Source organism: Kitasatospora sp. NPDC056327, assembly GCF_042261735.1.
In the GTDB taxonomy this organism is placed as follows: Bacteria; Actinomycetota; Actinomycetes; order Streptomycetales; family Streptomycetaceae; genus Kitasatospora.
This window is the reverse complement of record NZ_JBHJRC010000131.1, coordinates 1-21,546: the sequence shown is the minus strand read 5'-3', so window position 1 is coordinate 21,546 and position 21,546 is coordinate 1. Positions and strand designations below refer to the sequence as shown.

Below are 21,546 nucleotides of genomic sequence, written 5' to 3'. Positions count from 1 at the left end.
GGCCGGAGACCGGCGGCCGGGCCCTTCGTCACGGCACCCTCAGAGGTCGAGGCCGGAGAGGACCAGGACCTTCTCGACGGTGTAGTCGTCCATCGCGTACCGGACGCCCTCGCGGCCGACGCCGGAGTCCTTGACGCCGCCGTACGGCATCTGGTCGGCGCGGTAGGACGGCGCGTCACCGATGATCACACCGCCGACCTCCAGCTCCCGGTGGGCGCGGAAGGCGGTCTGCAGGTCGTGGGTGAACACGCCCGCCTGCAGGCCGAACAGCGAGTCGTTGACGGCCGCGAAGGCCTCGTCCACGCCGTCCACCCGGTGCAGCGACAGGACCGGGCCGAACACCTCGGCCTTGGCCAGGATCGCGTCCGCCGGCAGCTCGGCCAGCACGGTCGGAGCGTAGGTCGCGCCCTCGCGGGTACCGCCGGTGAGCACCTTGGCGCCCTTGGCGACCGCGTCGTCCACCCAGGACTCGACCCGCACGGCGGCGTTCTCGTCGACCAGCGGGCCGACGTCCGTCGCGTCGTCGTTCGGGTCACCGGTGACCTGGGCCCGTACCTTGGCGACGATCTTCTCCACCAGCGCGTCGTACACCGAGGCGTCGGCGATCACCCGCTGCACCGAGATGCAGGACTGGCCGCCCTGGTAGTTGGCGAACATCGCGATCCGGGTGGCCGCCCAGTCCAGGTCCGCCTCCGAGGACCAGTCGGCGAGCACCACGGCCGCGGCGTTGCCGCCCAGCTCCAGGGTGGTGTGCTTGCGCGGCACCGAGTCCATGATCTGGTAACCGACCTTGTCCGAACCGGTGAAGGAGATCACCGGCAGACGCGGGTCCTGCACCAGGGCCGGCATCCGGTCGTTCGGCACCGGCAGGACGCTCCAGGCCCCGGCCGGCAGGTCGGTCTCGGCCAGGATCTCGCCCAGCACCATGGCCGACAGCGGGGTGGCCGGGGCCGGCTTGAGGATGATCGGCGCACCGACCGCGATCGCCGGGGCGATCTTGTGGGCGACCAGGTTCAGCGGGAAGTTGAACGGGGCGATGCCCAGCACCACACCGCGGGGGAAGCGCCGCACCACCGCGAAACGGCCGGTGCCGCCCGGGTCGGTGTCCAGCCGCATGGTCTCGCCGTTGGTCCGGCGGGCCTCCTCGGCGGCCCAGCGGAACACCGAGACGGCCCGGCCGACCTCACCGCGCGCCCACTTGATCGGCTTGCCGTTCTCGGCGGTGATCAGCTGCGCGATCTCCTCGGTGCGCTCGGCCAGCCGGCGCGCCACGTGGTCCAGGGCGGCGGAGCGGACGTGCGCCGGGGTCGCGGCGAACACCGGCAGCGCGGCGACGGCGGCCTCCAGGGCCTCCTCGACCTGCGCCTCGGTGGGGACGCTCACCCGGCCGACCAGACGGCCGTCCCAGCTGTTGTGCACCTCGAAGTCGGCGTCGCCGCTCGCCCGGCGGCCGGCCAGCCAGAAGTCGTACGTGGTGGTCACCGTGGTACCGGCCCTCTCCTCGTCCTCAGCACCCCACGGACGTGGAGCCTGAACCGAGGGTAGGGCGGGCGGCGCGCCGACCGGACTGGACACCGAGTAGCGTTCGGCCACCCGATCGCTCCACCGTGTCCAGCCGTTCCGGCGTCCGGACTACTCCTCGCCCGAGCGCAGCGCCAGCCAGAGCTCCATCCGGACGTCCGTGTCGTCCAGCGACCGCCCCAGCAGCTCCTCCACCCGCCGCATCCGGTACCGCAGCGTGTGCCGGTGCACCCCCAGGTCGGCCGCCGCCGCGTCCCACTGCCCGTGCCGCGACAGCCACGCCCGCAGCGAGGCCACCAGGTCGCCGCGCGCCGTCCGGTCGTGCTCGCGCAGCGGCCTCAGCAGACCCTCCGCGAAGGCCGTCACGGCGTCCTCGCCGAGCAGCGGCAGCAGCGAACCCGCGCCGACCTCCTCGTGGTCCACCGAACGCCGCCCGCCCCGCAGCGCCACCGCCAGCGCCCGCTCGGCCTGCGCGTGCGCCGTCCCGGCGTCCTCCAGTGCGGCCGCCGCCGACACCCCCAGCGACAGCCCCTCGTGCTCCTCCACCGCACCCAGGCACGCCCGGTGCACCGAGCCGTTGTCCAGCGCCAGCACCATCAGCCGCGGCCCGTGCGCACCCTCCTCGCGCGCCACCAGCAGCTTCTCGCCGACCCGCGCCCCGGCCTGCTCGGCCCGGTCGCCCAGCTCGCCGAGCGCCTCCCCCGCGTCCACGCCCTGCCCCGCACCGGCCACCAGCACCCGGACGGTCCCCTCCGGCAGCCCGCCGAACAGCCCCGCCGCCACCTGCCGCGCGGTCGCCACCTCACCGGCCAGCACCATCCGCAGCAGGGCGGCGCCCATCTTCTCCTCGGCCTGCCGCAGCTCCCGCGACCGCTCCAGGGTCAGCGTCAGCAGCGCCACCGCCGCGTTCAGCACGTACCGCTCGGTCGGCGTGATCCGGTCCTCGGTGCCCACCGCCAGGAAACCCCGGGCCCGCCGGTCCGCCCCCAGCGACTGGACCACCACGTAGTCCTCGTCCGCCGTGTCTATCCCCGGCGACCGCCCCTGCAGCGCGGCGCTCGACGGCGCCGGACGCCGCCGCAGCCGGTCCACCTCCGCCGCCAGCCGCCCCGCCCGGCGCGCCGCCCAGTCCGGCGCCACCACCGACAGCGCGCCCGAGCCGTCGTACAGCGCCGCCCAACCGCCCAGCCGGGCCGCCAGCCGGCGCACCACCGCCGTCGTGCCGTCCTTGCCCAGCGCGGCCCGGGTCAGCTCCTCCTGCGCCTCGAAGCTCGTCGTCACCGCCTCGTACTGCTCGGCCGCCAGCGCCGCCGAGACCACCTTGCTGATCGCGATGAACGGCGTCGGCTCCGGCACCCGCAGCAGCGGCAGCCCGCGCTGCGCCGCCGCGTCCACCAGCGGCTGCGGCACCTCCGTGTGCGACAGCCCCACCCCGAACCCCAGCCCGACCACCCCCGCGTCGGCCAGCCGGTGCACGTACGCCTGCAGCCGGGCGGCGGTCCGGCCCAGCTTGATCCCGGTGGTGAGCAGCAGCTCGCCACCCTCCAGGAACGGCGTCGGGTCGTCCAGCTCGCTGGTGTGCACCCAACGGACCGGCCGCTCCAGATGGTCCGCACCGGCGAGGACCGTCAGATGGAGCGAGGTGTTGCGGACGACGGAGGCAAGTGTGGGGGGCATGGCACCTTCGGGGGAACGACCCGACCGCGCCGTTGCGGCCGGGCGAGAGGAGGGCTTGGGGTGTCCCGGGGGAATCCCACTTCCTTCTCATTATGGACGCCCCGGACAACCGGTACTGCCGAATCCACCTCGAAGTAGAGCTTCTCCGACAGGTTCCCGCGACGGGCCTCAGCCCCGGAGATCGACCAGCAGCGGCGGCACCTGCTCCCCCGACACCGCCGTCAGCGACACCACCGCGTGCCCGCCCGGCAGCGCGTGCGCCAGGTCCGACGGCGACCACCGCAGCCGTTCCACCTCGCGCGTCGTCACCGACTCGGTCTGCGCGGTCGTCCCCGACAGCGCCTTGCGGCCCAGCCGCCCGGCCCGCCGCACCATCCCGCCCGAGGTGTCCGGGGCCAGCGTCACCGCCGTCTCCCGCACCAGGTGGGTGCCCCAGGCCTCCGAGAACAGCCGCCCGTCCCACGGCGCGATGCCCGGGAACGCCGCCCGGCAGCCCACCGCCCCGAACAGCGGCGCCCGCAGCGCCTCCGGCAGGTCGACCAGCGTCCGCAGCAGGAGCACCACCCCGGCGTTCGCCCCGCGCAGCCGCTGCAGCCCGCGCACGATGCCGGCGTCCAGGGCCGCCGACGCGTCGTCCACCACCAGCCCCGCGAACAGCGAACGGTCCCGGCGCGCGCCCGCGGCCTGCACGAACTGGCCGACCAGCAGGCGCGACAGCATCCGCGCCGCCTCCGGGTGGCTGCGCTCCGGCAGCTTCACCCGCACCCGCAGCGGATGGTCCAGCGCCCGCATCGAGAACGGCGGCCGGCCCGTGCCGTCGGTCGCGAACGCCCCCTCGAAGGCCGGCCGGTCCAGCAGCGCCAGCCGGTCCGCCAGCAGCGCCCCCGGATCGTCCGCCCGGTCGCGCTGGCGCTCCCGGTGATCCAGGTCCCGCTCGTACGAGCCCAGCAGGCCCGCCGCCCGCAGCCCCTTCACCAGGCCCTCCAGGGCCTCCGGCTCACCGGCCAGCAGCGCCCGCAGCTCGCGCACGCCCGGGTGACGGCCGAACGCGGCGTGGAAGGGGCCGACCGTCTGCTGCAGGGCCGTCCGGGCGGTCTCGGCGCGCGCGGTCAGCTCGTCCGGCAGCAGCGCCTCGGCCAGCCGGGCCGCCGCCTCGTCCGGGTCCTGCGCCGCGCCGTACAGGTCCAGCCCGTAGAGCGAACCGGCGTTGCCCGGGGCGATCACCACGTCGTACCAGGCGTCCGGCCCCAGGTCCGCCTCCGCCGACCCGATCACCACCGCGCACGCCGTCCCGGCCAGCGCCTGCAGGCACAGCGCCTCCGCCACCGGACGGGCCAGCCGGGCCGTCTTCCCGGTCCCGGCCGGGCCCACCGCCAGCAGCGAGGTGCCCAGCACCGCCGGGTCCAGCGCGAAGCCGGCCGCCCGGTGGGTCACCGGGTTCTTCGGCACGTCCTGCGCCGTGCCGAGCCGGACCTGGGCCAGCAGCAGGTCGTGCCGCTCCGCCCGGCCCGGCAGCTCGCGGGCCTCCGAGGGGTGCGCGAACGCGGCGGCGCCGCGCAGCGACACCTGCTCGACGAAGGCCGGCAGGAAGGCCCGGTCCGCCTGGGCCGACTCCCAGGCCCGCTGGATCCGCACGTAGTCGACGTCCCCGACCGCCTCGCCGTCCAGCCGCCCGGCCGCGGCCGCGGCCCCGCCCTGCCGCAGCACCGCCCACGGATCCCGCAGCCGCAGGGCCTGCGCCTGCTCCTCCTCGGTCGCCGGCACCTCCTCCGTCACCGTCCGCGACAGCAGCGGCGCCGCGTACCGCCGCCACACCTCGGGCCACCGGCCCATCCGGCCGAAGACCTTGATGACGATGCCCGCGACCAGGATATTGAGAGTGAGAACCACCGAGACCGCGACGAACGCCGACCTCGTCGGCAGCACACCGATGAGTGTCGTTCCGTACTTGGCCAGCTCGACGCCGTAGACGTACGCCAGCCATCCCACCACCGCGTTCAGCCCCGCGCGCAGCAGCAGGGGCCAGGTGGGGACCTTCGCGGCCTCGGCGCGGTCGGGGTCGAGCTCCTCGTGGCTCTGCCGGAAGACGCCCGGGGCGGCCTCCGGCCGCGGGGCGGCGACCCAGGCGGCGAGGTCGAAGGGCGCGTGCGCCGGGGGCCGCGGGTTCGGCATCGCCGGCCGGGGCGCGTGCGGGGCCCGCGGGGTGTGCGGTGGGGTGGCGGTGGTCCGCTCGCCGTGGTTCCGTGCCCCGTCCAGTCCCATGTACGGCCCCGCTCCCTCGCCCGCCGGCCCGACCGCCGTCGGTGCCGCCCATACCCATGCCGCCGCCCCGGCGACACGCCCGCGCTCAATGTAGTGGAGCGCGGCCTGCCACTCGTCGTCCCGATCGTGCTGGCCGCCCCGGACAAGTCGGACGGCCCAGTGCTACCGAGTGGCGCATGCCCGCCCACCGAGGGCCCCCGTAGCCTGCGAAGCACCGAGCCGAGAAGTCTGGAGAAACCCATGAGCGCCGCAACGCCGCTCCCGCAGGAGCGCCGTCTGGTCACCGCGATCCCCGGTCCGAAGTCGCAGGAGCTGCAGGCCCGCAAGCTGGGTGCGGTGGCGGCCGGCGTCGGCACCACCCTGCCGGTGTACGTGTCCCGCGCCAACGGCGGTGTGCTGGAGGACGTGGACGGCAACTCGCTGATCGACTTCGGCTCCGGCATCGCCGTGACCAACGTCGGCAACAGCGCCGAGGCCGTGGTGGCGAAGGCGTCCGAGCAGCTGGCCGCCTTCACCCACACCTGTTTCATGGTGACCCCGTACGAGGGCTACGTCGCCGTGGCCGAGCAGCTCAACGAGCTGACCCCGGGCGACCACGAGAAGCGCACCGCGCTGTTCAACTCGGGTGCCGAGGCGGTGGAGAACGCGGTGAAGATCGCCCGCGCCCACACCAAGCGCACCGCCGTCGTGGTCTTCGACCACGGCTACCACGGCCGCACCAACCTCACCATGGGCCTGACGGCGAAGAACATGCCGTACAAGCAGGGCTTCGGCCCGTTCGCCCCGGACATCCACCGGGTGCCGGTGGCCTACCCCTACCGCTGGCTGACCGGTGCGGAGAACTGCGCCGCCGAGGCCGCCGCGCAGGCGATCGAGGTCATCACCAAGCAGATCGGCGCCGAGAACGTCGCCGCGATCATCATCGAGCCGATCCAGGGCGAGGGCGGCTTCATCGAGCCGGCCAAGGGCTTCCTGCCGGCCATCGTGGAGTTCGCGAAGGCCAACGGCATCGTCTTCGTCGCGGACGAGATCCAGACCGGCTTCTGCCGCACCGGCCAGTGGTTCGCCTGCGACGACGAGGGCGTCGTGCCGGACCTCATCACCACCGCCAAGGGCATCGCCGGCGGTCTGCCGCTGGCCGCGGTGACCGGTCGCGCCGAGATCATGGACGCCGCGCACGCGGGCGGCCTGGGCGGCACCTACGGCGGCAACCCGGTGGCCTGCGCCGCCGCGCTGGGCGCCGTCGAGACCATGAAGGCGGAGGACCTCAACGGCAAGGCGCAGCGGATCGGCGAGATCATGCTGGGCCGCCTGCGGGCGATGGCGGAGAAGTTCGCCGACTCCGACCGGGTCCGCATCGGCGAGGTCCGCGGCCGCGGCGCGATGATCGCGGTCGAGCTGGTGAAGCCGGGCGGCAAGGAGCCGCACCCGGAGGCCACCGCGGCCATCGCGAAGGCCTGCCACGCCGAGGGTCTGGTGGTGCTGACCGCCGGCACCTACGGCAACGTGCTGCGCTTCCTGCCGCCGCTGGTGATCCCGGAGCACCTGCTGAACGAGGGCCTGGACATCCTGGAAGGCGCGTTCGCCGCCGTCTGAGCCCGTCCGCGGCCGTGACGCCGCGTCACCGACCCGCCGGAGGGATGTCCGGACAGCGCCGAACGGCCCGCGGGGACCTCGTCCCCGCGGGCCGTTCGGTTCGAACGCGGCGTGACGCCACCGGCGCTGACGGTGAAGATGGTGTGCGGAATCGCTGAAGCTCCTCGGCCCCGCAAGGACTCTTGACGTAGTGTCATCACAGATGGACAGCGAGCCCCAGCCATGGGCGGATCCGTCCGCGGCACCGTCCTCCGGGACGGCTCCGCGCGAGGGCCGCGAGGACAACCAGGCCGTCCCGCAGGGGCCGGTGAACACCGCAAGCCGATCGACCGGCCGTCCGGCCCACACCCCCCGGGACGCACGGAGCGGCGATCATCAGAGCCGCCCCGGAGCTCTCCCCCCTGCTCCGGGGCGGCTGCCTCGCGTCCTGGCCGGCCCGGTGGTGCCGGTGATCCTCGGCGCGGTGCTACTGCTGGTGTCCTGGCAGGTCGCGGTGGACGGTCCCGCACTGGAACTCGACCGCCTGGTCCGGCACGCCGTCCGGGAGCTGCGGCACGTGCTGGGGAGCACCCCGGCCGACCGGCTCGGCGAGCTGTTCGCCGACCTGGGCGAGGGGTCGGTGGCGGTGCCGGTGCTGTTCCTCGGCGGGGCGGTGGCGTCCTGGCGGGAGTTCCGGGCGGGCCGCGCGCGCTGGTGGCTGCCGCTCCCGGTGGCGGCGCTGACGGCCGGGCTGATCCCGCTGCTGGTCGTCCCGGCGAAGATCCGGTTCGCGCGGCCCGGCCCGTCCGGACTGCCGCTGACGGCGGAGCAGTGGGGCTGGTACCCGTCCGGCCACACCACGACGGCCGCGCTCGCGTACGGGGTGGCCGCGCTGCTGGTGTGCCGGGCGGCCGGCCCCCGGGCGCGGCGGGTGCTCGCCGGGGCGGCGGCACTGCTGTGGGCGGGTGTCGGGCTCGGCCTGGTGTGGCGCGAGTACCACTGGCTGCTGGACGTGGTGGCCGGCTGGTGCCTGGGCGGCCTGGTCCTGTGGGCCCTCGCCCGGTGGCCGCTCACCTGCCGCCCGGGACGGCCCGGCACCCGCCGGCCGGCCGCGGGCGGCTGAACCCGGCGATCAGCCCTCGGCCGGGTCCTCGTCGTTGCGGTGGACGTGGCCGGGCTCGCCGTTGTCGCGGCGCCACTCGACGACCAGCTCGTCGCGGGCGCCGAAGCGGACCAGGTGGCGGCCGACGACGTCCTCCAGGCCGGGCAGGTTCTCGGTCTCCCCCTCGACCGCGAGCAGCAGCGCGTCGGGGGCGGCCTCCAGGGTGGCCTTGCCGGTGCCGAAGACGAGGGTGCCGCGGCCGGCCTCCTCGGACCAGTCGGCCTGGATCTTGCGGCCCATGTGGGCGGCGAGCTGCTTGGCGTAGCGGGCGGAGCGGTCGGTGGCGACGCGGGCTTCGGAGCGGGGCACGGGCCCTCCAGGTTCAGGGGAGGGGACTTAGGGTGCCCTCACTAGGATCTACGCTAACCCAGATGCTGAGCCTTGCTCAACATTTTTCCGGACGGTCCACGACCGGCCGATACCCTGGGGCCGGACACCAGCCGAGGAGAGCCGCCCATGACCACCACGCCGACCGACGACGCGGCGAGCTCCTCCCCCGTCCCGGAACCGGCGGCCGACCCCGACCCCGGCGCCGCCCCGGACCGCACGGCCGTCGGCCCGGACAGCACCGCCCCGGGCAGCGTCACCGACACCGATCCGGCCCCGGACACCGTCACCGACACCGATGCGACCCCGGACACCGCCGCCGAGCTGGCCGACGCGATGACCCGGGCGATCAAGCGGATCCGCCGCCTCACCAGCGAGCGGCTGGAGCCCTACGGCATCACCCCCGGCCAGGGCCGCGCCCTGCGCGCCCTCGCGCACGCCCCCGGCTGCGAGCTGCCCGACCGCGCGATGCGGCTGAGCGACCTGGCCGACCGGCTGCACATCGCCCCCCGCTCGGCCACCACGGTGGTCGACGCGCTGGAGGAGGCCGGTCTGGTCGAGCGGGCCCCGGACCCGGCCGACCGCCGGGCCGTGCGGATCCTGCTGACCGCCGCCGGCCGGTCGGCCGTGGAGCGGATCGGCCTGGTCCGGCACGAGGTCGCCCAGGAGTACTTCGGCCCGGTCAGTCCCGCCGAGCAGGACGCGCTGCTGCGAGCGCTGCGGACCGCCGAGACCGCGTACGCGGCGACCGTCGCACCAGGCGCCGCACCGCGCCGGACAGCGCCCCCGGGCGCAGCGCGGTGATCCCGATGCCCGCGATCACCAGCACCGCGGCGAGGAGGGCGGGCGGACCGACCGGCTCGCCGAGCAGCAGCCAGGCCGAGGACATCCCGAACACCGGCACCAGCAGGGAGTAGGGCGCGACGGCGGTGGCGTCGTAGCGGCGCAGCAGGTGGCTCCAGGCGACGAAGCCGAACAGGGTGGAGACCAGCCCGACGTAGCCGATCGCGCCGAGTCCGGCGAGCCCGATCCCGCGCAGTGCCCGCAGGTCGGCCTCCGGCCCCTCGACCAGCAGCGAGAGTCCGAGCAGCGGCAGCGGCGGCACCGCGCTCACCCAGACCATCCAGCGCAGCGCGTCCGGCGGGGCGGCCCGGCGGGTGAGCACGTTGGACAGACCCCAGGCCGCCGCGGCGAGCACGACCAGGACGAACGCGCCGAACGGTCCGCCGGGGCCCCGGCCGACGGCACTCAGCCCGATCCCGGCGAAGGCGACGGCCAGGCCGAACAGCCGCTGCCCGCCGGGCCGCTCGCCCAGCAGCACGGTGGCGAACAGCGCGGTGAAGACGGCCTGCCCCTGGAGCACCAGCGAGGAGAGGCCGGCCGGCATCCCGGCGTGCATGCCCAGGAAGAGCAGGCCGAACTTGACCACCCCCAGCACCACGCCGACCGCGACCACCCACCGCAGGGCGACCCGCGGCGGGCCGATCAGGAACACCGCCGGGACGGCGACCACCGCGAACCGCAGCGCGCAGAAGAGCAGCGGCGGGAAGTTCTCCAGCCCGACGTGGATGAGGACGAAGTTGAGGCCCCAGACGGCGGCCACCAGCACGGCCAGGGCGATGTGGCGCGGACTCATGCGGCCGTCGCCGCCGGGGCTGCCGCCGCCCGGGGCGGCCTGCGGGGATGCGCTCATGGGACGAGGATGGCCGCCGCCCACCGTTCAGCACCAGCGATGATTGCTGAAGGGGACGCTTTAGCATGGCTTCATGCTGGATCTCGGGCGCCTGCGGGCGCTGCACGCCGTCGCGGTGCACGGCTCGGTCGGCGGGGCGGCCGCGGCCCTCGGCTTCACCCCGTCCGCCGTCTCCCAGCAGATCGCCAAGCTGGAGCGGGAGACCAGGACCGTGCTGCTGGAGCGCCAGGGCCGCGGGGTGGTGCTGACGGACGCGGCGCGCGAGCTCGCCACCACCGCGCAGGCGGTGCTGGGCCTGGTGGAACGCGCCGAGGTGCGGCTGGAGGAGCAGCGCGGCCAGGCGGTCGGACGGCTGCTGGTGGCCGCCTTCGCGACGGGCGCGCGCGGGCTGATGCCCGGCGTGCTGGCCGAGCTGCGCGCTCGCTGCCCCGGCCTGGACGTGCGGCTGCTGGAGAGCGACCCCTACCCGGCGGCCGAGCTGGTGGCGCGCGGCGAGGTGGACCTGGCGCTCGTCCAGGACTGGCCGACGGTCCCGCTGCCGGTCCAGGAGGGCCTGTCCCGGCTGGATCTCGGCGAGGACCCGGTGGACCTGCTGCTCCCGGCCGGCCACCCGCTGGCCGGGCTCGCGGTGGTGCCGGTGGAGCGGCTGCGCGGACAGCGGTGGACCAGCGTGCCGCCGGGCAACATCTGCCACGACTGGCTGGTGCGGACGCTGCGCGAGGCCGGTGAGGAGCCGGACGTGCACTACCGGGTCGGCGAGTTCGAGACGCAGATCGCACTGATCGCGGCGGGTCTGGGCGTCGGGCTGGTACCCCGGCTGGGCCGGGGGTCGCTGCCGCCCGGGGTGCTGTCCCGGCCGGTGGTGCCGGAGCCGGCCCGGCGGGTGTTCGCGCTCTGGCGTTCCCAGGCCTCGCGGCGTCCGGCGATCACCGAGGCGCTGGCCGTGATGCGGTCCCGCTGGGACGCCCGGGACGGCTGACCGAGCGGACGCGGTCCGGCGCGGCCCGCGGACATCGGCCCACGGAGCTCGGCCCACGGACATCAGTTCACGGACATCAGCCGGCGAAGCCGATCACCAGCCACATGAAGCCCACCCCGCCGAGCGTGCAGAGCAGCGTGGTCCGCGAGGGGTGCGGGCTGTGCGCCTCGGGGAGGATGTCGGAGGTCGCCAGGTAGAGCAGGAACCCGGCGAAGAACCCCAGGTAGAGGCCGAGCAGGTGCTCGGAGATGGGGAACAGCAGGGTGATCGCGGCGCCGGTGACCGGCGCGAGCGCGTCCGCCACCAGCAGGGTCAGCGCGCGCCGCCGGTTGTTCCCGTACAGCCGGGTGATCGTGTACGTGTTGAAGCCGTCGGCGAAGTCGTGGGCGACCACGGCGATCGCCACCACCGTCCCCACCGTCGTCCCGGCCTGGAAGGCCGCGCCGATCGCGAAGCCGTCCATGACGCTGTGGCTCACCAGGGCGAGGGCGGCGGTCAGCCCCACCCCCTGGTGCCCGTCGGCACCGGACCGGCCCCGGCCGTGGGCGTGCCCGTGGGAGTGGCCCCCGGCGGGACGCTGGCCGTGGGTGTGCTCGGCGTACTCCTCCTCGTGGCCGCGGTGGATGGCGACCGCCCGTTCGACGACGTGGATGGTGAGGAAGCCCGCCGCGAACATCAGCAGTGCCTGCGGCACCCCGTGGACCTCCTCGGGCGCCTGGTGCAGCGCCTCCGGGAGGAGGTCGAAGGCGACCACCCCGAGCATCAGCCCGGCGGCGAAGCCCAGCACCAGGTGCCGGCGGTCACCGGTGCGCTGGGCGACCCAGCCGCCGAGCAGCGTCATCAGGAAGGCCCCGGCGGCGACCAGGATCGCGGTCACCGCGGCTCCCCCGTGACGGACCGTCTGTTCACTCGTCTCCCCCGTGTTCCGTCCGTCCCGGGCCGGCCGTCGGCCGGTGCCGGACGGCCGTGCCCCCCAGCGTCGTGCAGCCCGCGCACCGGCGCCCGCCGGACGGGCCGTCGGTGTGAGCCCGCCGTGCGCGCCCCTCCCGTACCCCGCTGCCCGCCGGGGCCGGACGTCCGGCGGCGGGCTGCCGCGGTGGCGGGGATCAGCGCCCGGCGGCGAGCGGAAGGCCGAGGTGGGTGCGCGCCAGTTCGCGGAACCCGTCCCCGTCGACCAGGTGGATGTGCCGGTGACCGTCCGCGCCGGTGAGGTCGAGCGCCCCGTCCGTGAAGTGGCCGGTGGTCAGCCGCAGTCCGCGCTCGGCCGACTCCTCCCGGACCGCCTCCGCGAGCGTGCGGATCTCCTCCTCGCCCACCGCCCCGGCGCCCCTGGAGGCCCAGACCACCCAGCGGCCGGGCAGCGCGCTGCCGCTGGGTCCCTCACCGGTGGCGACCAGCCCGGACGGGCCGCGCAGCCGCACGCTCCACTGCCCGAGCCCGCCCCGGGTGAGCAGCTCGCGCACCAGCTGGGCGAACTCGTTCGCCGACAGGTCGGGCGCAGCCGGCACGGTGGCCGCCGTCCGGGCGGCCGGCTCGACGCCCGCGCGGCCGTACGGGTCGGGGCTCACGGCGGCGCCGAGCCTGCGCAGCCGGACCAGCGCGTCGTCCTGCTCGGCGTCCGCGTAGACGCCCTCGCCGTCGGGCTCGTCGTCGGGGTCCGCGGGCGGCAGCAGCCGGGTACGGGCCAGCGCGTCGCGGTCGGCGTCCACGCTCACCAGGCAGAGCGGCTCCTCGCCGGGCTCGCGCAGCCAGCCGTTGAGCACGACCCCGGCGAGGATCTCGTCGGTGTCCACGGCGTCGGCGGCCTGCAGCGCGCGCAGGGCCAGCCGGGCGACCAGCCGCAGGTAGTCGGCGGACCAGTCGGCCGGTGGGCGCGGCACCGGGAGGATCCCGCCGTCCGGGCCCAGCCGGTAGCCGGTGAGCGAGGGCACCACGCCGAGGGCCGGCAGGTCGAGGTCGAGCACCGCGGTGCGGGTCAGCGGCCGGTAGACGGCGCGGCAGGGGGTCGGCAGGTCCTGGGTGTTGGTCTCGGCGGCGGCGAGGGCCCGCTCCAGCAGCGACTCGACGGCGGCCGGCTCGGCCAGCCGGTAGGCGCGGCGGCACTCCTCCAGGGACTCGTTGTACTCCTGCACCACCCGGGCACGGGCCTGTTCGGCCTCGTCGTGGGCGCGCCGGGAGGCGTCGGCGACCGGATCGGCGGCCTCGGCCTGCCGGGTGCGCCACTCCCGCAAGGCACGCTGGTGGGCCAGCCGTGCCTGGGCCAGCTCCCGCTGGTAGCCGGAGTCGAGCAGCCGGCGGGACGGTGCCTCGTCGGGGCCGGCGGCGGGCGGCTCCTCCGGCGCGAAGTCCTTCCAGCGCGGTTCCGGGTCCCCGCCGCCCGCCGCGGCCGCTCCGTCGGCCGGGTAGGGGCGCGGCTCGTAGCGGCGGAGCTGGCTCTCGAAGTCCATCGCCGAGACGGGCAGCGCGGTGCGCCGCAGCAGATCGGCCAGCCGCTCGTGCTCGGCCTGGACGGTGAGCGTGCGGTGGTGGGTGAGCGCGGCGGCCCGGGCGTGGGCGGCGACCGCCTCGTCACCGTCCGCGCCGGACGGACCGTCGGGTGACGGTCCGTCCGGGCCGGCGTCCGGGCCGCCGGGGGGACGGCCCGCCGGACCGTCCTCCTCCGGCTCGACCCCGAGGTCGTGGAAGACCGAGGCCAGGAAGCCCGGTTGGGGGGCCGTGACAGCACCGTCGGACTGGCCGTCTGCTGAGTACTGCATCGGTGGTCGTTCCCCCATGCTCGTCCGGCGCCTGCCCGGGGGCGGTCGGCAGCCCGTCCGCCGCCCCGAGGCCCACCCCCTTCCGGACATTGTCCACCGAACGGGCGCACCGGTCAGCCATGCCGCTCAGTTGGTCCGGGTGTTCGTCAGGTGCAGGCCGATGTAGCCGACGTAGATCCGGCCGCTGCCCGAACAGTCGTCCAGGTAGTGCAGCCGGGGTGCGGTGCGTCCGCCGCCGATCCGCAGGTGCGCGCCCATGAACGCACGCCGGGACACGTCCACGCACTCCGGGACGGGGAGCATCCGCTCGCGTTTCCACTTGGCGTGGCTGTACACCGTCCTGGACTCGCCGCGCACCGCCTTGCGGGGCGGGAAGCGGTGGCAGCCGGCCGGGGTGCGTTCGCACCACTGTTTGAAGTCGCCGCCCGCCTGGCCGCGGACGGCCGCCTCGGCGTACTCCTGGAGCGCGGTCAGACCGTCCCAGGTGAGTTGGGCCCAGCCGCCGCCGGCGCAGCGCAGTTCGTCGAGGGCGAGCGCGGCCTTCTGGTCCCCGGTGAAGGTGAGCAGCGGGAACTCGCCGAGCCGGTCCATCAGCTCGGTGAAGGTGAGCGGGATGCCGCCGCGTCCCCCGGACGGCCCGGCGTGCCGGTGTCCGGAGCGGCGGACGGGTGCGCCGGGAACGGCCTGCGCCGCGGACTGCCCGTGCCCCGGCCCTCCCGCGCCGCCCGGCGCGACGCAGAGCCGGCCGCCCGCGCCGCGCCCCTGGCCCGGTCCGGACGACCGCCCCGGGGCGGCACCGGCCGACAGCGCCTTCCCGTTCGGCCGGTCGCGGTGGTGCTCCCGGCGTCCCTCGCGGTGCGGCGGGTGCGGGGACCTCCCGTGCTCCTCCCGCTCCCCGCCGGCCGGCGGGGCCGACGGCTCCCGGACCGGGGGACGCGGTGCGGGGACGGGGATCCTCGCGGCCCCGGACACCCGTAGCGGGGGGACGGCCGCCAGCGCCGGCGGCAACGGCCGTTCGGCGGCGAGCCGGCGCGGTTCGCGGGACAGCAGGACGGCGGCGCGGCGCAGGTTCTCCTCGATCCGGGTGCGCGCCAGCACCGGATGGCGGCGCCCGTCCGGCCGTGAGGCCGGGTCGACCTCGGGCAGGTAGGTGCGCACCGCGCCGCCGTAGACGGCGTGGTACTCCAGTGCGACGTTGAACCTGGTCCGGGCCGCGGCGTCGAGGACGTACAGGCCGGCGAGGCCGGGCAGCAGTTCGCAGAGCGGGCCGACCGCGTCCGCGAGCCACTGCTCGGTGCCGAGGCCGGCCGGGACGCTGGCCACCACGGTCGGCATCCGGCGGTCGGGGTCGCAGAGTTCGTCGACCAGTCGGTCGACCCCGGCGGCGGTGAGCACCCGGGGCGTGGCGGGCACGGCGGACGGCCCGTCGGCGGCGTCGAGCAGGGGGAGCAGGGCGCGGACCAGGTCGGGCACCGGGACCCGGGCCGGTGGCCTCGCCCCGTTGCCGGCGGGGTGGGCGGCGGCCTCCACCCGGACCCAGGTCGGCCCGGTGGGTCCGGTGGCCACGGTGAGGGTGAGCCGGTCGGTGCCGTGCGGGGCCGGGGTCCGCACCCGGCGGCGGTCGTAGCGACCGCCCGGCGGCGGGCCGCTCAGCGGGCCGCCGTCCCGGTCCAGCAGCACGTGCTCGCCCAGCCGGAACCGTTCGGCGGCGGACGGTGCCGCGAGGGACGGTTGGCCGGTGGACGGTCCGGGGGCGGGCGCCGGGGCGGTGGGCGGAAGGGGGCCGGCGGGCGGAAGGGGGTCGGCGGGCGGGGGTTCCTCGTACCCCTGCTGTTTCAGCCAGGCGGTGAGGTGCTGGTCGGCCAGGGCGAGCGCGTCGGCGTGCGGCAGAGCGGTGGTGACGGTCATCCGGTAGGGCGTCGCCGGTCCCCCGGCGCCGGCGGGACCGGCGTGGGCGGGAGACGACGAGGGGCGTTCCGAGGTCATGCGCATACCTCCGTGGTGGGGTCCCGTGTCCTCCATCGATGGGTCATTGGTCCGGTTCGCCGGACCTGTGCCCAGGAAACGCCATGGCCCGGAGCAGAAGTTCCAAGTCCGGGCAACGTCACTACATTCGGGTGAATCTGCTCAAGCCGTCCGGCGCGGACGACGAGGATCTGCTGGGGCCCGACGCCCCGCCCGGCCCACCGCCGGCCCCCGCGGGAGCGGCCCGCGGCCGCGTCAGTCCGTGTGCCGGGCGGAGCCGCCGGGGCTCCGTCCGGGCGCGGTGGCGGAGGCGGGCGCGGGCGGCGCCGGGAGCGGCAGCGGCGGCACGGACACCGGCACCGCGAGCGGCCGGCCCGTCGGCGCCTCGTAACTGGCGACCAGGACCACCGGCACCGTCCCGTGGTTGCGGCCGACGTGGACGTGCACCGGCCCCGCGTGCTCGACCAGCGAGTCACCGGCCGCGCTGACCTCCACCCGGCCGTCGTGCAGGGTCCGGGTGAGCGTCCCGGAGAGGACCACGACGTCGACCCGGCCCGGGTGGTAGTGCCAGCCGGTGCTCTCCCCCGGAGCCAGGGTGACGGTCCGGACGACGGGCATCGCGCTCTCGGCTCCCTGGTCGGCGGAATCCGACCAGGCTAGGCAGGGCGCCGCCGCCCCGAAACCGGCCGTCCGGAAACCGGCCGAAAAGCTGTCCGGAACCTGTGTGCCCGTTCGAACCCGGCGCCGCCCGGCGGGTGCCACCGGCTCAGACCGGCACCTCGACGTACGTCCGGCCCGCCGCCACCGCGGCCGCCGTCCCACCCGTCGCCTCCGCCAGCCAGGTGTGGAACGCCGCGACCCCCGGCTCCGGCACCCCCACCTCGATCCGCACCCCCGCCGCCCCGTACGCCAGGTCGTTCACGCTGAACCCCGCCGCCCGCAGGTCGTTCTCCACCCGCCCGGCGCGGGTGTGGTCCACCGTCACGGCGAGCAGCGCGACCGGCCGCCGCTCCAGCAGCCCGACTGAGTCCAGCGCCTCCGACACCGCGCTCCCGTAGGCGCGCACGAGGCCGCCGGCGCCGAGCTTGATGCCGCCGAAGTACCGGGTCACCACCGCCACCGTGTCGGTGATCCCGCGCCGGCGCAGCACCTCCAGCATCGGCACACCGGCCGTCCCGCCCGGCTCGCCGTCGTCGCTGGAGCGCTCCCGGCGCTGCTCCTCGCCGACCACGAAGGCGGTGCAGTTGTGCCGGGCGTCCCAGTACTGCTTGCGGATGCCCGCGATGAACGCCTGGGCCTCCTCCTCGTCCACGACCCGGGCGAGGTGGCAGATGAACCGGGACTTCTTGATCTCCAGCTCGTGGGTGCCCGCGCTCCGGACGGTCAGGTACGGCCGGGGGGTCGGCTCCGGTGTGGCGGGCATGGCGCGGCGGTTCTCCCGGAGGGCGGCGAGGGGGGCGGTGGTGCGGCCGCGCCGGGCGACAGGTCGCCCGCGGACCGCCCGGCCAGCCTAACCCCGGTCCGCCGGCCGGCGGGCGGACCCCCGGCGGCGGGGCGACGGCCCGGACGGCCGTGTCAGTCCCGGCCGGAGGCGGCGTAGCGGTCCTGCAACTCGGGGAAGAGGCGGTCGACCTCCTTGGGGTGCACCGAACCGTCGGGGCGGCTCCCGGCCACACCGAACTCCCGGGTCAGCCAGTCCGCGAGGCGCTGGGCGTCGGGCTGCTGCCCCTCGTGGCTGTCGAGGTAGCTGACCAGCGCCTGGTAGGCGAGCTCCGGATCCAGCCGGTAGCCGCCGGAGGGCGTCGGCCCGACCGGACGCGGCGACCGCTCCAGGGGGAAGTCCGGCGCCGCGGCGGCCCGTACGTCCTGCGCGAACTCCTCCTCGGGCTGCACGGCGTACACCTCGGTCCCGTCCGCGTACACCGCGACGGCCTGCGGCTGCTCGGCCCCCTCCTCCTGCTCGGTGGGCCGCGGAGCCTTGAACCACGGCGAGACCTGACCGGGCACCCGGCCACCGGGCTCACCGTCGCTCGGGTGACCGGTGGTCCGGACGGCCCGCGCGGTCCACACGTTCAGCTCCTCGTCCTGCTGCACCGGGGCCTGCTGCTCCTCACCGGCCGGCTCCTGCGCGTCGCGCAGCCGGACCGCGGCGAGCTTGGCGAGCACCTCGGCGGGCGCCGGGTCCGCCTGGACCTGCGACTGCTGCTCCGGCTGCGGCGCGGCCTGCGGCCGTTCCTGCGCGCGGGCACCGTCCTGCGGGGCGACCGGTTCCTCCGGCGGTGCGGCCTGCCCGGCCTTCTCGACCGACACCGCCCCGGCAGCCGGCGCGAGCGCGGCCGCGGCACGGCTCTCCGCCAGTGCCCGGGCCTCCCGCTCGGCGAGCGCGGCCTCCGCGCGGGCCGCCGCCTCGGCCTCGCGGACCTCCTTCGCCTCGCGCGCCGCCCGGTCGTCCTCGTCCATCCGGTCGAACACCGCCGGGTCCAGCGGCACCCCGTACTTGGCCAGCTTGAGCGGCAGCAGCGCCTGGATCGGCGCCGAGCGGCGCCAGCCCCGCCCGTAGCGGAAACGCAGCTGGGCCCGGTAGACCAGCCGGTTCTGCTCCAGCCGCACGACCTCGTCGTAGGAGCGCAGTTCCCAGAGCTTCATCCGCCGCCAGAGCCTGAAGGTCGGCACCGGGGAGAGCACCCAGCGCATCATCCGGACCGACTCCATGTGCCGGTCGGCGGTGATCGCCGCGATCCGGCCGACCGCGTGCCGGGAGGCCTCGACCACGACGACGAACAGCAGCGGGATGACCGCGTGCATGCCCATCCCGAGCGGGTCGCCCCAGGACGCGGCGGCGTTGAACGCGATGGTCGCGACGGTCAGCAGCCACGCGGTCTGCCGCAGCAGCGGGAACGGGATCCGCAGCCAGGTCAGCACCAGGTCCAGGGCGAGGAGCACCACGATGCCCGCGTCCACGCCGATCGGGAAGGCGTAGGAGAAGGCGCCGAATCCTTTCTCCTCCGCCAGTTCCTTGACCGCGTTGTAGGAGCCCGCGAAGCCGATGCCGGAGATGACGCAGGCCCCGGCCGCGACCAGGCCGAGCAGGACCCGGTGGGCCTTGGTGAGCGATGGGCGTGCCATAACGTCTATCAACCCCTGGATCTCGGCTGCGGCCGTACGCTGCCCCGGCTGCCGGTTCCCGCGTGTCGGGGCTCCGGACGGCTGGACGGCCTCCGGGCTCGGCCCACCGGAGTTTACTCGTACGCCTGTCCCGGCTCGCCCGCAGCCCGGACCGTCGCCACCACCGGGTCAGGCGGTCGGTGCCGCCGTGCCGTTGAGGTAGGCGAGCACCGCCATCACCCGGCGGTTCGCGTCCTCGGCCGGGGCGAGGTCGAGCTTGGTGAAGATGTTGGCGATGTGCTTGGCGACCGCCCCGTCGCTCACCGTCAGCCGTGCGGCGATCGCCGAGTTCGAACAGCCCTCCGCCATCAGCTCCAGCACCTCCCGCTCGCGCGGCGACAGCCGCTGGAGCGGACCCGGACGCCGGGAGGTGGTCTGCATCAGCTTGGCGATGACGTCCGGATCCATCGCCGTGCCGCCCGCCGCCACCCGGCGGACCGCGTCGATGAACTGGTCGGCGGCGAACACCCGGTCCTTCAGCAGGTAGCCGATCCCGCCCGTCCCGTCGGCCAGCAGCTCCCGCGCGTAGAGCTGCTGGACGTGCTGCGACAGGACCAGCACCGGCAGGCCGGGAATCTCCCGGCGCGCCCTGAGTGCCGCCTGCAGCCCCTCGTCGGTCAGCGTCGGGGGCAGCCGGACGTCGACCACCGCGACGTCCGGACGGTGCGTCAGCAGCGCTTCGAGCAGCTCCGGGCCGGTCTCGACCGCGGCGGCGATCGTGAAGCCGTGCGCTTCCAGCAGCCGGATCAGGCCTTCTCGAAGGAGGTAGAGGTCCTCTGCGAGGACAACTCGCACGGCAACTCCAGGGTGATGGTGGTCGGACCGCCCGACGTGCTGTCGATGGCGAGGACACCGTCGAAGGTACCCAATCGGCGTTCGATCCCGCGCAGCCCGGTCCCCCGGGTGGGATCCGCGACGCCGCCGCCGTCGTCCGTCACCGTCACCCGGAGCCGACCGGCCCGGTAGAGGATGTCCACCCAGACCTGCTCGGCCCCGGAGTGCTTGGCCGCGTTGGCGAGCAGCTCGCAGACGCTGAAGTACGCGGTGGCCTCCACCGGTGCCGGCAGCCGGTCCGGCAGGTCCACGTACACCTCGGTCGGCAGCGCGCTGTCCAGTGCCAGCGCCCGCACCGCGTCGCCGAGCCCGCGCTCCGCCAGCACCGGCGGGTGAATGCCGCGGACCAGGTCGCGCAGCTCCTGGAGCGCCCGCGCCGAGGACTGCCGCGCCTCCGACAGCAGCTGGCGCGCCGCCGACGGGTCGGTCTCCATCAGGTGTTCGATCGTGCCCAGCGTCATCCCGATCGCGACCAGCCGGGCCTGCGCGCCGTCGTGCAGGTCCCGCTCGATCCGCCGCAGCTCGGCGGCCTGGCTGCCGACCGCGTCGGCGCGGGTCTCCGTCAGCTCCGCCACGCGCCGGGTCAGCTGGGCGTGCGAGGCCCTGCCGTCCTGGTCCAGCACCCGCCGCGCCACCTCGGCATAGGCCCGGACCGCCTGCGGAGCCAGGAGCACGCCGGCGGCGATCAGCGCGAGCCCCAGCAGGGTGGAGAACAGCGCCGTCGTGGCACCCGTGGAGGTCGGACCGTAGGACTTGTAGCTCACGGCCGCCACGACCAGGTAGGCCACACCTCCCGCCAGCAGCCCCGCGATCACCGCCGCGAGCGCGACCACGACGAACGGGCTGACCACCAGCCAGAGCATCTCCGTCCTGGTCGCCCGGTCCCGCGCCGCCCAGTGCAGCAGCTGCGCGAACCGGGCCACGCTGTGCGAGCGGTGGTACGAGTAACCGGTCCACCAGTGACCGCGGGCGTCCGCCTCCAGCGCCGGCCGCGGGGTGTACGACACCGGCATCCTGAGCTCGTACCAGCTGCCGAGCCGCGCCCTCGTCCGCCGCGCGACCGGGCGGACGAACACCCCGGCCAGGGCCAGCCCGGCGACCACTGCGGCGAACAGCGCGAACAGCGCCGCCGGGTAGTAGGAATCCAGCATCCAGGCGACCGTGGCCCCGGCGAACAGCGCCCCGAGGACCGGCACCGCCACCACCGGCACCACACCCACGACCAGCAGCGACAACCGGGCCAGCCCGAGGGCACCCGCCAGGAGCGCCGCCTCGGTCCGGGCGCGCACGGCGCCTCCCCCGCTGATCCGACTCACCGTTGCCACCACTACTCCTGATACTGATGCCGGCGCCGCAGACCGGCTCCGATCGTCCTGACCCCAGTCTTTCGCGGACACCCTGCCCGGGACACTGGCCGTCCCACCCCGAACCCGGGGTGGTCCTAGGTCCACCCCTCCGGGGTGCTCCCGATACACGTCCCGGGAAACGTCAGGAAATGCCGGAAACGCAAAGAACCCCCGCCGGATGACCCGGCGGGGGGTTCTTCACAATGATTGTTCGGCGGCGTCCTACTCTCCCACAGGGTCCCCCCTGCAGTACCATCGGCGCTGTGAGGCTTAGCTTCCGGGTT

Annotated in this window: 16 protein-coding genes, 1 rRNA gene and 1 pseudogene; 4 read left to right on the top strand and 14 right to left on the bottom strand. The window is 75.5% G+C overall.

Annotation, left to right across the window (positions count from 1 at the left end):
- Positions 1–39: 39 nt before the first annotated feature.
- The 3 genes from ACFCX4_RS19965 to ACFCX4_RS19955 form a co-directional block, all read right to left on the bottom strand.
- Positions 40–1,482 carry an aldehyde dehydrogenase family protein gene (locus ACFCX4_RS19965; protein ID WP_376144186.1) on the bottom strand — a complete coding sequence of 481 codons (1,443 nt, stop codon included), beginning with the start codon at positions 1,480–1,482 and terminating at the stop codon, positions 40–42.
- A gap of 150 nt (positions 1,483–1,632) precedes the next feature.
- Positions 1,633–3,198 carry a PucR family transcriptional regulator gene (locus ACFCX4_RS19960; RefSeq protein WP_376144184.1) on the bottom strand — a complete coding sequence of 522 codons (1,566 nt, stop codon included), beginning with the start codon at positions 3,196–3,198 and terminating at the stop codon, positions 1,633–1,635.
- A 168-nt stretch (positions 3,199–3,366) separates the two neighbouring features.
- Positions 3,367–5,460: an ATP-binding protein gene (locus ACFCX4_RS19955; RefSeq protein ID WP_376144182.1), complete on the bottom strand. Its 2,094-nt coding sequence runs from the start codon at positions 5,458–5,460 to the stop codon at positions 3,367–3,369.
- Between the two features lie 240 nt (positions 5,461–5,700).
- Here ACFCX4_RS19955 and gabT point away from each other — a divergent pair, with 240 nt between their 5' ends.
- Positions 5,701–7,056, top strand: coding sequence for a 4-aminobutyrate--2-oxoglutarate transaminase (gabT, locus tag ACFCX4_RS19950; RefSeq protein ID WP_376144180.1), 1,356 nt, complete (start codon positions 5,701–5,703; stop codon positions 7,054–7,056).
- A 463-nt stretch (positions 7,057–7,519) separates the two neighbouring features.
- Positions 7,520–8,158: a phosphatase PAP2 family protein gene (locus ACFCX4_RS19945; protein WP_376144178.1), complete on the top strand. Its 639-nt coding sequence runs from the start codon at positions 7,520–7,522 to the stop codon at positions 8,156–8,158.
- 9 nt (positions 8,159–8,167) lie between these two features.
- Here ACFCX4_RS19945 and ACFCX4_RS19940 read toward each other — a convergent pair whose 3' ends face one another.
- The gene (locus tag ACFCX4_RS19940; protein ID WP_376144177.1) at positions 8,168–8,506 is read right to left on the bottom strand and encodes a DUF2218 domain-containing protein; all 339 of its coding nucleotides are present in this window, start codon (positions 8,504–8,506) and stop codon (positions 8,168–8,170) included.
- 147 nt (positions 8,507–8,653) lie between these two features.
- Here ACFCX4_RS19940 and ACFCX4_RS19935 point away from each other — a divergent pair.
- Positions 8,654–9,082, top strand: a pseudogene (locus ACFCX4_RS19935) (MarR family transcriptional regulator); the annotation flags it as partial.
- 124 nt (positions 9,083–9,206) lie between these two features.
- Here ACFCX4_RS19935 and ACFCX4_RS19930 read toward each other — a convergent pair.
- Positions 9,207–10,160: an EamA family transporter gene (locus ACFCX4_RS19930; protein WP_376144190.1), complete on the bottom strand. Its 954-nt coding sequence runs from the start codon at positions 10,158–10,160 to the stop codon at positions 9,207–9,209.
- 130 nt (positions 10,161–10,290) lie between these two features.
- Here ACFCX4_RS19930 and ACFCX4_RS19925 point away from each other — a divergent pair, with 130 nt between their 5' ends.
- On the top strand, positions 10,291–11,196 hold the full coding sequence (locus ACFCX4_RS19925; protein ID WP_376144175.1) for a LysR family transcriptional regulator: 906 nt from the start codon (positions 10,291–10,293) through the stop codon (positions 11,194–11,196).
- 76 nt (positions 11,197–11,272) lie between these two features.
- Here the strand turns inward: ACFCX4_RS19925 and ACFCX4_RS19920 are convergent, their stop codons facing one another.
- From ACFCX4_RS19920 to rrf, 9 genes are all read right to left on the bottom strand, one after another.
- Positions 11,273–12,037, bottom strand: coding sequence for a ZIP family metal transporter (locus ACFCX4_RS19920; protein ID WP_376144188.1), 765 nt, complete (start codon positions 12,035–12,037; stop codon positions 11,273–11,275).
- Positions 12,038–12,302: 265 nt separating this feature from the next.
- On the bottom strand, positions 12,303–13,952 hold the full coding sequence (locus tag ACFCX4_RS19915; RefSeq protein WP_376144173.1) for a restriction endonuclease: 1,650 nt from the start codon (positions 13,950–13,952) through the stop codon (positions 12,303–12,305).
- Between the two features lie 126 nt (positions 13,953–14,078).
- Entirely contained in the window at positions 14,079–15,938 is a 1,860-nt protein-coding gene (locus ACFCX4_RS19910) for a hypothetical protein (RefSeq protein ID WP_376144171.1), read from the bottom strand.
- 234 nt (positions 15,939–16,172) lie between these two features.
- Positions 16,173–16,535, bottom strand: coding sequence for a cupin domain-containing protein (locus ACFCX4_RS19905; RefSeq protein WP_376144169.1), 363 nt, complete (start codon positions 16,533–16,535; stop codon positions 16,173–16,175).
- Positions 16,536–16,683: 148 nt separating this feature from the next.
- Positions 16,684–17,340 (bottom strand): YigZ family protein, encoded by a 657-nt coding sequence (locus tag ACFCX4_RS19900; protein ID WP_376144167.1) that lies wholly within the window; start codon positions 17,338–17,340, stop codon positions 16,684–16,686.
- 152 nt (positions 17,341–17,492) lie between these two features.
- The gene (locus tag ACFCX4_RS19895) at positions 17,493–19,043 is read right to left on the bottom strand and encodes a DUF2637 domain-containing protein (RefSeq protein ID WP_376144165.1); all 1,551 of its coding nucleotides are present in this window, start codon (positions 19,041–19,043) and stop codon (positions 17,493–17,495) included.
- A gap of 168 nt (positions 19,044–19,211) precedes the next feature.
- The gene (locus tag ACFCX4_RS19890; protein WP_376144163.1) at positions 19,212–19,877 is read right to left on the bottom strand and encodes a LuxR C-terminal-related transcriptional regulator; all 666 of its coding nucleotides are present in this window, start codon (positions 19,875–19,877) and stop codon (positions 19,212–19,214) included.
- The gene (locus ACFCX4_RS19885) at positions 19,829–21,241 is read right to left on the bottom strand and encodes a histidine kinase (RefSeq protein ID WP_376144161.1); all 1,413 of its coding nucleotides are present in this window, start codon (positions 21,239–21,241) and stop codon (positions 19,829–19,831) included. The genes ACFCX4_RS19890 and ACFCX4_RS19885 overlap by 49 nt, the downstream gene beginning before the upstream one ends.
- Positions 21,242–21,471: 230 nt before the next feature.
- Positions 21,472–21,546, bottom strand: a 5S ribosomal RNA gene (gene rrf / locus ACFCX4_RS19880); the annotation flags it as partial.